Below are 12,082 nucleotides of genomic sequence, written 5' to 3'. Positions count from 1 at the left end.
GCCGCTGACCCCCAACGGCAAAGTCGACCGCAAGGCCTTGCCAGCGCCCGACGCCAGCCAGTTGCAATCGACGTACATCGCGCCGCAGACCGCCACCCAGCACACCGTCGCCGAAATCTGGCGAGCGGTGCTGAAACTGGAGCAGGTGGGGCTGGGCGACAACTTCTTCGAGCTCGGCGGCCATTCGCTGCTGGTGACGCAAGTCGTTTCGCGAGTGCGTCAGGCACTCAATGTCCAGGTGCCGCTGCGCACCCTGTTCGAACACAGCACGCTGGTGGATTTCGTCGCCGCGCTCGGCGTCGAGCAGCCGCAGCAGGAGCCGCCGATTGTGGCGCTGCCGCGTCTGCAACCGCTGGCGCTGTCCTACGCGCAGGAACGTCAATGGTTCCTCTGGCAGCTGGAGCCGACCAGCACCGCTTACCACGTGCCGGCCGCGCTGCGTCTACGTGGCGAACTGGACCTGCCGGCGTTGCAGCGCAGCTTCGATGCACTGATCGCCCGCCACGAATCCCTTCGCACCTGCTTTGTCGAAGAGCAGGGCCAGACGCTGCAAGTGATCCAGGCTCAGGCGTCGCTGGAGATCGCCGTCGAAAGCATCGACAGCGAGCTGGACGACGCCGCGCTGCAAGCCCTGGTCGCTGCCGAAACCCGGCACTTGTTCGACTTGCAGAAAGGCCCGCTGCTGCGGGTCAAGCTGCTGCGCCTGGCGGCCGATGACCACGCACTGATCATCACCTTGCACCACATCGTGTCCGATGGCTGGTCGATGACCCTCATGGTCAATGAACTGGTGGCGTTGTATGCCGCGCACAGCGAAGGCACGACCGCGTCGTTGCCGGCGTTGCCGGTGCAGTACGCCGACTACGCCGTGTGGCAGCGCCAGTGGATGGACGCCGGTGAGCGCGAGCGTCAACTGAGCTACTGGGTCGCGCAACTGGGCGACGGCGAACAGCCGTTGCTGGAGCTGCCGACCGATCGTCCGCGTCCCCCGGTGCAAAGCTACCGCGGCGCGCGTCAGGACATCCCGCTGAGCGCCGAACTGGCCGCCGGCCTTAAGCAGGTCGCGCAACGGGAAAACGTCACCCTGTTCGCGCTGCTGCTGGCGTCGTTCCAGACCCTGCTGCATCGCTACAGCGGCCAGGCCGACATTCGCGTCGGCGTGCCGGTGGCCAACCGCAACCGGGTCGAGACCGAAGGCCTGATCGGCTTCTTCGTCAACACCCAGGTGCTGAAGGCCGAGTTCGACAGCCAGCAGACTTTCCGCAGCCTGCTGCAGCAAGTGAAAAACACCGTGCTCGGCGCCCAGGCCCACCAGGACCTGCCGTTCGAGCAACTGGTCGATGCGCTGCAACCGGAACGCAGCCTGAGCCACAGTCCGCTGTTCCAGGTGCTGCACAACCACCAGAGCCAGGCCCGTCGGGCCGAGGGCGCGACACGTCTGGCGAAGATCGAGATCGCAGGCCTGAGCTGGGCGTCGCACACCGCGCAGTTCGACCTGACCCTCGACACCTTCGAGTCGGCGGATCACGTCTGGGCCGAACTGACCTACGCCAGCGACCTGTTCGATGCGGCCACGATGGAGCGTCTGGCGCAGCACTGGACCAATCTGCTGCACGGCATCGTCGCCGATTGCGCCCAGCGCATCGCCGAGCTGCCGTTGCACGACGCCGCCGAACGTCAGGCCACGCTGCTGCAATGGAACCCGGCCGTGGCCGATTTCCCGAGCGAGGCGTGCCTGCATCAATTGATCGAAGCGCAGGCCGCGCGTGCGCCGCAGGCGGTGGCCGTGACCTATGGCGAACAGACCCTGAGCTACTTTGAGCTCAACAGCCGCGCCAACCAGTTGGCCCACAAGCTGATTGCCAGCGGTGTCGGGCCGGACGTGCGCGTCGGGCTGGCGGTAGAGCGCAGTCTGGAAATGCTCGTCGGTCTGTTGGCGATTCTCAAGGCCGGCGGCGCCTATGTGCCGCTTGATCCGACCTATCCGCAAGATCGTCTGGCCTACATGATCGGCGACAGCGGCATTGCTCTGCTGCTGACCCAGAGTCATCTGCTCGGCCGTTTGCCGGTGCCCGACTCGGTGCGCAGCGTGATGCTCGATCAGGAGCGCGACGGCCTCGAAGGCTACAGCGAATGCAATCCGCAGGTGTCCATGAGCCCGGACAACCTGGCGTACGTGATCTACACCTCCGGTTCCACCGGTCAGCCGAAGGGCACCTTGCTCGCGCATCACAACGTGCTGCGCCTGTTCAACGCCACTGCTGCCTGGTTCGATTTCGGCCCGCAGGACGTCTGGAGCCTGTTCCATTCCTACGCGTTCGACTTCTCGGTCTGGGAAATCTTCGGAGCGCTGCTGTACGGCGGCAAACTGGTGGTCGTGCCGTACGAAACCAGCCGTTCACCGGAAGATTTCTACGCCTTGCTGTGCCGTGAAGGGATCACCGTTCTCAACCAGACACCGTCGGCGTTCAAGCAATTGATGCAGGTGGCGTGCGCTCCGCAACACGCGGCGGCGCAAACGGCCCTGCGTTACGTGGTGTTTGGCGGTGAGGCGCTGGAGGTCAAGAGCCTGCGTCCCTGGTTCGAGCGTTTCGGCGACCAGACGCCGCAGCTGATCAACATGTACGGCATCACCGAAACCACGGTGCATGTCACTTATCGGCCGATCTCCCTGGCCGACCTGCAACGCGATGCCAGCAGCCCGATCGGCGAGCCGATCCCGGACTTGTCCTGGTACTTGCTCGACGGCGACCTGAACCCGGTGGCCAAGGGCTGCATCGGCGAGCTGTACGTCGGCCGCGCGGGCCTGGCCAGGGGTTATCTGAACCGTGCGGACCTGACCGCGCTGCGCTTCATTCCCGACCCGTTTGCCGCCGATGGCGGGCGGCTGTACCGCACCGGTGACCTGGCGCGCTATCGTGCCGACGGCGTGATCGAATACGTCGGCCGGATCGACCATCAGGTGAAGATTCGCGGCTTCCGCATCGAACTCGGCGAGATCGAAGCGCAGTTGCTCGAACAGGCCGCCGTGCGCCAGGCCGTGGTGCTGGCGCAACCGGGCCTCAGCGGTCAGCAACTGGTGGCGTACCTGGTGCCGAGCGATGCGGCCCTGCTCGCCGCCGACTCAACCGAGCAAACCCAGTGGCGTGACAGCGTGCGGGCCGCGCTCAAGGAACATCTGCCGGATCACATGATCCCGGCGCACCTGTTGTTGCTCGAACAGTTGCCATTGACCGCCAACGGCAAACTCAACCGCAGTGCCTTGCCATCGCCGGATGCCAGCCAGGCGCAGCAGGCTTATCAGGCGCCGCAAAGCGAACTGGAACAGCGTCTGGCCGAGATCTGGCAGGACGTGCTGAAGCTGCCGCAGGTCGGTCTCAACGACAACTTCTTCGAGCTGGGCGGCGATTCGATCATTTCGATCCAGGTGGTCAGCCGCGCCCGTCAGGCCGGCATCCGCCTGAATCCCAAAGACCTGTTCCAGCACCAGACCGTGCAACGTCTGGCGCTGGTCGCGCAGATCGCTGACAGCGAGTCGAGCATCGATCAGCAACCGGTCACCGGCGCGGCGTTGCTGCTGCCGATCCAGCAGCAATTCTTCGAGGACGAGATCCCCGAGCGTCACCACTGGAACCAGTCGGTACTGCTCAAGCCGCGTCAGCCGCTGGCGGCCGAAAAGCTCGCGCAAGCGTTGCGGGCACTGGTCATTCATCACGATGCCTTGCGCCTGGGTTTCAGCCAGCAGGGCGGCGTCTGGCAGGCCGAGCACTTGGCGGTCGACGCCTTGCCGCAAGACTTGCTCTGGCAGGAAGACCTTGCCGATATCGCCGATCTTGAAACCTTGGGCAACCGCGCCCAGCGCAGCCTCGACCTGCAGAACGGTCCGTTGCTGCGTGCGGTGCTGGCCAATCTGGCTGACGGCACGCAACGCCTGTTGCTGGTGATCCATCACCTGGCAGTGGACGGCGTGTCGTGGCGGATTCTGCTGGAAGACCTGCAGACCGCGTATCAGCAAGCCAGCAACGCTCAGGCGCTGAGCCTGCCGGCCAAGACCAGCGCCTTCAAGGACTGGAGCGAACACTTGCAGCGCTACGCCAACGGCGCGGCACTGCAGGAAGAACTGGCGTACTGGCAGGCCTGCCTGAACGACGTCAGCAGCGATCTGCCGTGCAAGCGTGTCGACGCCGGCCAGCACAACCGTCTGGCGCAGACCGTGCAGACCCGCCTCGGCGCGGAGCTGACCCGGCAGCTGCTGCAGCAAGCCCCGGCGGCCTATCGCACCCAGGTCAACGATCTGCTGCTGACCGCACTGGCCCGGGTCATCGGGCGCTGGAGCGGGCAGCCGTCGACGTTGATTCAACTGGAAGGTCACGGTCGCGAAGCGCTGTTCGACGACATCGACCTGACCCGCACCGTGGGCTGGTTCACCAGCCTGTTCCCGGTGCGCCTGACCCCGGCCGAAGAGGTGGGCGACTCGATCAAGCGGATCAAGGAACAACTGCGCTCGATCCCGAACAAGGGCATCGGTTTCGGGGCGTTGCGTCACCTCGGTGATGCCGACGCGCAAAGCAGCCTGAAGGCATTGCCGACCCCGCGCATCACCTTCAACTACCTCGGCCAGTTCGACGGCAGTTTCCAAGCCGATGACGGCGCGCTGTTCGCGCCGGCGCCGGACAATGCCGGTCTCGAGCAAAGTCCGGAGGCGCCGCTGGGCAACTGGCTGACCCTCAACGGTCAGGTGTATGGCGGCGAATTGACTGTTGGCTGGACCTTCAGCGAAGAACGCTTCGACAGCGCCACGATTGAAGCGCTGACCCGCGACTACGCCGATGAACTCGCCGCGCTGATCGCTCACTGCCTGACGCCGGGCGTTGAAGGTCTGACCCCGGCGGACTTCCCGCTGGCCGGCCTGACCCAGGCGCAACTCGACAGCCTGCCACTGCCGGCCGCGCAGATTGCCGACATCTATCCGCTGTCGGCGATGCAGCAGGGCATGCTGTTCCACAGCCTGTACGAGCAGGCGAGTGGCGACTACATCAACCAGGTTCGCCTGGACGTCGAAGGCCTCGACCCGCAGCGCTTCCAGCACGCCTGGCAAGCGGCGGTGGACAATCACGACATCCTGCGCACCAGTTTCGTCTGGCAAGGTCAGCTAGCGCGTCCGCTGCAAGTGGTGCACAAGCAGCTGGAAATGCCGTTCAGCGTGCTCGACTGGCGTGAACGCGGTGCCGATCCGGCAGCCCTGGACCGGCTGGCGGCCAGCGAGCAGGCGCAAGGTTTCGACTTGAGCCACGGGCCGCTGCTGCGCATGGTCGTGGTACGTCTGGACGAGCAACGCTGCCATCTGATCTACACCAATCACCACATCCTGATGGATGGCTGGAGCAACTCGCAGTTGCTCGGCGAAGTCCTCCAGCGTTATGCCGGGCAAACCCTGCCGGCGCTGGCCGGGCGTTATCGCGACTACATCGAATGGCTGCAACGCCAGGACGCCAAGGTCAGTGAGCATTACTGGACCGCGCAGCTGGCCAACCTGCAGGAACCGACCCGTCTGGCCCAGGCGATTCAGCCCCAGCGCAGCGACGAGTCGCGTGCCGGTCACGGTGAACGCTACGTGTTCATCGACGCCGAGCAGACCCGACGCCTGGGCGAGTTCGCCCGTCAGCAGAAGGTCACCCTCAACACGTTGATCCAGGCCGCATGGCTGCTGCTGTTGCAGCGCCTGACCGGTCAGGAAAGCGTGGCGTTCGGCGCCACGGTGGCCGGTCGTCCGACCGAGCTCAAAGGCGTCGAGCAGCAGATCGGCCTGTTCATCAACACCTTGCCGGTGATCGCCAGCCCGCGTTCGGAATACAGCGTCGGCCAGTGGTTGCAGCGCGTGCAGGCACAGAACATCGGCCTGCGTGAGCACGAACACACGCCGCTGTTCGACATTCAGCGCTGGGCCGGGCAGAGCGGTGAGGCGCTGTTCGACAACATTCTGGTGTTCGAGAACTACCCGGTGTCCCAGGCCCTGGAAGAGGGGGCGCCGCAGGAGCTGCGCTTCGGCGAGGTCAACAACCACGAGCAGACCAACTACCCGCTGACCCTGGCGGTGAACGTCAGCGCTGAACTGTCGCTGCACTACAGCTACCAGCGCGGGCACTTCACCGATTCGGTGATCGTGCAGTTGAGCGCGCAACTGCACAACCTGCTGCAGCAAATGGTGCAGTCGGGCGAGGCCATGCTCGGCGCGCTGGATCTGCTCGACAGCGCCGAGCGCCGTTTGCTGGTCGAGCAGTGGAACGCCACCGGCATCGACTATCCGCTGGAGCAGGGCGTGCACACGCTGATCGAGGCCCAGGCCCTGCGCACCCCGGATGCGCCAGCGCTGGTGTTCGCCGGCCAGACCCTGAGCTACGCGCAGCTCAACGCCCGCGCCAACCAGTTGGCCCATGGCTTGATCGCCCGTGGGGTCGGCCCGGATGTGCTGGTCGGTATCGCAGTCGAGCGCAGCCTGGAAATGGTCATCGGCCTGCTGGCGATCCTCAAGGCTGGCGGCGCCTACGTGCCGCTGGACCCGGAATACCCGCGCGATCGCCTGAGCTACATGATCGCCGACAGCGGCATCGACCAGTTGCTGACCCAGCCGCACCTGCTGGCCAGTCTGCCGATTCCCGACGGCGTACAGACCCTGTGCCTGCAGCCGTCCGGTGCGGACTTCGCCGAGTTGCCGACGCACAATCCGCAGGTCGACTACGACGCCAGCAACCTGGCCTACGTGATCTACACCTCCGGCTCCACCGGCATGCCGAAAGGCGCAGGCAACGCCCATCGCGCCCTGACCAACCGCCTGCTGTGGATGCAGCAGGCCTATGGTCTGGACGCCAGCGACACGGTGCTGCAGAAAACCCCGTTCAGCTTCGACGTGTCGGTGTGGGAGTTCTTCTGGCCGCTGATGACCGGTGCCCGACTGGTGGTCGCGGCACCGGGCGATCACCGCGATCCGGCGAAACTGATCGCGCTGATCAACGCCGAACGCGTCACCACGCTGCACTTCGTGCCGTCGATGCTGCAAGCCTTCCTGCAGGACGCCAACGTGTCGAGCTGCGCCGGTCTGAAGCGCATCGTCTGCAGCGGTGAAGCGCTGCCGGTGGATGCCCAGGTGCAGGTGTTCGCCAAACTGCCGCAGGCCGGTCTGTTCAACCTGTACGGCCCGACCGAGGCCGCTATCGACGTGACCCACTGGACCTGCCGCGACGAAGGGCGCGACGGCGTGCCGATCGGTCAGCCGATTGCCAACCTGTCGACCTTCATTCTCGACAGCGGCCTCAATCCGCTGCCAGTGGGTGTGGCCGGTGAGTTGTATCTCGGCGGTACCGGCCTGGCGCGCGGTTATCACCGGCGTGCGGGGCTGAGCGCCGAGCGGTTCGTCGCCAACCCGTTCGCGGCCGGCGAGCGCATGTACCGCACCGGCGACCTGGCGCGCTATCGCGCTGACGGCGTGATCGAGTACGTCGGGCGCATCGACCATCAGGTCAAACTGCGCGGTCTGCGCATCGAGCTGGGCGAAATCGAAGCGCGCCTGATGGAACACGCTGCCGTGCGCGAAGCGGTGGTGGTTGCCCGTGATGTGCTGGGCAGCCAGCAACTGGTGGCATACCTGGTGCCGAGCGATCCGGCGACTGTCGACGCAGGCGATGCCGCGCGCAATGCATTGCACGACAGCCTGTCGACCTGGCTGGGCACGAGCCTGCCGGACTACATGGTGCCGGCGCACCGGATGTGGCTGGCGCAGATGCCGCTGAGCCCCAACGGCAAGCTCGACCGCAAGCGTCTGCCGACGCTGGAGTTCGCGGCTGCGCAGCACTACGTCGCGCCGGCCAATGCCGTCGAACAGACGCTGGTGGACATCTGGCAAGACGTGCTGGGTCTGGAGCGGATCAGCACCACCGACAGTTTCTTCGCCCTGGGCGGCGATTCGATCATCTCGATCCAGGTGGTCAGTCGCGCCCGTCAACAAGGCCTCGAGCTGAGCCCGAAAGACCTGTTCCAGCAGCCGACCATCCAGCAACTGGCCGTACGTACCCAGGCGACCGAGGGCACTCAGGCACCAGCGCCCGCGCTGGTCGACATGCCGTTGCACGGTTTGAGCGAGGCGCAGATGGCCGAGCTGCCCCTGCCAGCAGGGCAACTGGACGGCTTGTACCGCTTGTCGCCGATGCAGCAGGGCATGCTGTTCCTCGGCCTGAACTCGCCAGAAGCCGACCTCTACATCAACCAGGTGAGCATTCCTGTGCAGGGCCTGCAGCCGGCGCGCTTCCAGGCTGCGTGGGAAGCGGTGAGCCGTCGTCACGACATTCTGCGCACCGGTTTCCTCTGGCAGGACATGGCCGAGCCGCTGCAATTCGTCCTCGCCGATCCGCAGCTGCCGGTAAGCCTGCTCGACTGGCGCGGTCAGGATCACTCGCAAGAAGCCTTGCAGGCACTGGCCGCCAGCGAACGGGCCAAGGGGTTCGACCTCGACCGTCCGCCGCTGCAACGCCTGACCCTGGTGCAGGTGGGCGAGGCCAGCTATCAGTTGATCTGGACCTATCACCACATCCTGATCGACGGTTGGAGCAGTTCGCAGCTGATCGGTGAAGTGCTGAGCCAGTACTCCGGCCAGCCGCTCGCCGAGGCGGTGCCTTACCGCCGCTACATCAACTGGCTGCAGCAGCAGGATGGCAATGCCAGCGAAGGTTTCTGGCGCGAACACCTGAGCCTGCTCGACGAGCCGACCTATCTCGCTGACGCGGTGGCCCGCACCGGCGAAGGTCGCGGTCACGAAGCGCTGTACAGCCGTCTGGGCGAAACCCGCACCGAACAGCTCAAAGCCTTCGCCCAGTCCCAGCAGATCACCCTCAACACGCTGGTGCAGGGCGCATGGCTGATGCTGCTGAGCCGCTACAGCGGCCAGCGCTGCGTGGCGTTCGGCGCCACGGTGGCGGGGCGTCCGGCGAGTCTGCCGGCATCGGAATCGATCCTCGGTCTGTTCATCAACACCTTGCCGGTGATCAAGGACGTGCCCGCCGAGCAGGCGGTCGGCCACTGGCTGCGCGACTTGCAGGATTTCAACCTGGAAATGCGCGAGCGCGAATACACGCCGCTGTCCGACGTGCAGCGCTGGGCCGGGCGGACCGGGCAGTCGCTGTTCGACAGCATCATCGTGTTCGAGAACCACCCGATCGATCAGGCGCTGCGCGAGTGGCGCGATGACTCGCTGACATTCGGCGAGAGCGCCAGCGCCGGCCTCACCAACTTCCCGATGGACCTGATGGTCACGCTCGAAGACGGCTTGGTGATCGAGTACATGTTCCTGCGCGAGCACTTCGACCGGGCCACCGTGGAAGGCATTCGCAGCAATATGGAAGGGCTGCTGACCGCGCTTACCGAGGACGCTGCGCAACCGTTGGGCCGTATCGGCCTGCCGACCGCGCAGGTCGCGCAATCGACTTTGGTTGCCGGGCAACCGCCAGCCCTGGCGGTACATCAGCGCATCGGTGAGTGGGCCGCGGAGCGCTGCGCGCAGACCGCCGTGATCTTCAATGATCAGGCGTTCAGCTACGGCCAGATCGAGACCCGGGCCAATCGTCTGGCCCACGCGCTGATCGCCGAAGGCGTCGGCCCGGAAGTGCGGGTCGGCGTGGCGTTGCCGCGCAGCGAAAACATGATTGTTGCGCTGCTGGCAGTGCTCAAGGCTGGCGGTGCCTACGTGCCGCTGGACGCGACCTATCCTCGCGAGCGTTTGAGTTATCTGATGCGCGATTCCGGCATCGCGTTGCTGCTCAGCGATTCGTGCCTGCGTCAGGTGATGCCGGCGCAGGACAACCTGCATGTGCTGGAACTGGATCAACTGGACCTGAGCGCCCAGCCGGAGACTGCGCCGGCGGTTTCGGTAGCACCGGGCAACCTCGCCTACGTGATCTACACCTCCGGTTCTACCGGGTTGCCGAAAGGCGTCGGCGTGGCTCACGGGCCGCTGGCGATGCACTGCGAGGCGATCGGTCAGCGTTATGAAATGAGCGAGGCCGATTGCGAATTGCACTTCATGTCGTTCGCGTTCGACGGCGCCCATGAACGCTGGCTGACCACCCTGACCCACGGCGCCCGCCTCTTGATCCGTGACGACAGCCTGTGGACGGCCGAGCAGACCTACCAGGCCATGCATCAACACGGCGTGACCGTGGCGGCGTTCCCGCCGGTGTACCTGCAACAGCTGGCCGAACACGCCGAGCAACACGGCAACCCACCGCCGGTGCGGATCTACTGCTTCGGCGGCGATGCGGTGCCGGTGGCGAGTTTCGAACTGGCCAAGCGTGCACTCAAGCCGCGCTACATCATCAACGGCTACGGCCCGACCGAGACCGTGGTCACGCCGCTGATCTGGAAGGCCGGTGCCGAGGATGAATGCGGCGCCGCCTACGCGCCGATCGGCAGCGTGGTCGGTGAGCGCAGCGGTTACGTGCTCGACAGCGATCTCAATCGTCTGCCGGTCGGTATTGCCGGCGAGTTGTACCTCGGTGGCGCGCTGGCTCGTGGTTATCTGGGCCGCGCCGCTGGCACCGCCGAGCGCTTCGTGGCCAACCCGTTCAGCGCCGATGGCAGCCGTCTGTATCGCACCGGCGACCTGGTGCGCCAGCGCGCCGATGGCACGGTCGACTACCTCGGCCGGATCGACCATCAGGTGAAGATCCGTGGCTTCCGTATCGAGTTGGGGGAAGTCGAAGCACGCCTCAAGCAACAACCGGGCGTGCGCGATGCAGCCGTGGTCGCTCGCGAGGGCGCCAGTGGCAAACAACTGCTCGGCTATGTGCTGGCCGGTGCCGAAGCGTCGGTGGAAGGTCTGTGCGAACGCCTGCGCGAACAGCTCAAGGCCAGCCTGCCGGACTACATGGTGCCTGCGCACCTGATGCTGCTCGAGCGCATGCCGCTGACGCCGAACGGCAAACTCGACCGCAAGGCATTGCCGGACCCGGACGCCGAACAGCGTCAGGATTATCGGGCGCCACGCACCGAGCTGGAGAAAGCCCTGGCGAAGATCTGGCAGGAGGTACTGAAGATCGAACGCGTCGGCCTCACCGACAACTTCTTCGAACTGGGCGGCGACTCGATTCTCAGCCTGCAAGTGGTCGCTCGCAGCCGTGTGCTCAAGGCCCAGGGCCTGAGTCTGAAACTGCGCGACCTGATGCAGAAGCCGAGCATCGCCGAGCTGGTGGCCAGCGTTCAGGGCACTGCCGAGAAAGCCTCCGGGCTGCTGGCGATGAACGCCGAGGTCAAGGGCCGGGCAGCGTTGTTCTGCATCCATGCCGGTTTCGGCACGGTGTTCGATTACGAGCCATTGGCCCGTCGCCTGAGCGGTCAGCGCCAGGTGCTGGCGATCCAGTCGCGGATGTTGCTCGACCCGAACTTCAGCGATACGTCGCTGCACAGCATGGCCAGCGATTACGTGGCGCAAATCCGCGAGCAACAACCGCAGGGGCCGTATTACCTGTTGGGTTGGTCGCTCGGCGGTACGCTGGCGATGCTGATGGCGGCGCAACTGGAACAGGCGGGGCAGCAGGTGCAGTTCGTCGGTCTGGTCGACAGCTTCGTGGCCTCGGCGGCCATCAATGCCGGGGCCGTGGATGACTGGCGAGCCGATCTGCGCGACTTCCTGCGGGTCACCCTGCCGGACGCTGCCGCGCACGTGACCATCGATGGCGAGGAAACCGTGCACAACCTGCGCGCAGTGTTCAACGCTGCCATGGGCGCCGAGTCCGGGGCGTCGACGTATGTCGCGCTGGGGGCCGATGAACTGGCCCATGTGTTCAGCGTGGCGCGCCGGCTCAAGCAGTTGTCGTTGCAGCTCGACCGCTGTCCGCCGCTGACGGTGCAACCGGTCTGCTGGTGGACGCTGGGCCGAGAGGAGGAGGCGGTCGAACTGGCGGCGCAACTCGCACAGCCGGGCATGGGCGGCGAATGGCTCGATTGCGGGCACTTCCAGATCCCGCGGGATGAAACTTTCCTGTCCGAGGCTGAAGAAATCCTCGGCGAGTTCGTTGAATCAGTAGCCATGTCCTGA

General features: G+C 65.5%; 1 protein-coding gene (cut by a window edge). It reads left to right on the top strand.

From position 1 onward, the window contains the following. Positions 1-12,082: the 3' portion of a non-ribosomal peptide synthase/polyketide synthase gene (locus tag QRN70_RS06015; RefSeq protein ID WP_285416333.1), read on the top strand. Its footprint begins 2,981 nt before the window's first position; the window shows 12,082 of its 15,063 coding nt (coding positions 2,982-15,063); the start codon falls outside the window, past its left edge; the stop codon is at positions 12,080-12,082.

It is taken from the genome of Pseudomonas sp. efr-133-TYG-5, assembly GCF_030209175.1.
In the GTDB taxonomy this organism is placed as follows: Bacteria; Pseudomonadota; Gammaproteobacteria; order Pseudomonadales; family Pseudomonadaceae; genus Aquipseudomonas.
This window is presented reverse-complemented; position numbering and strand designations above follow the sequence as displayed.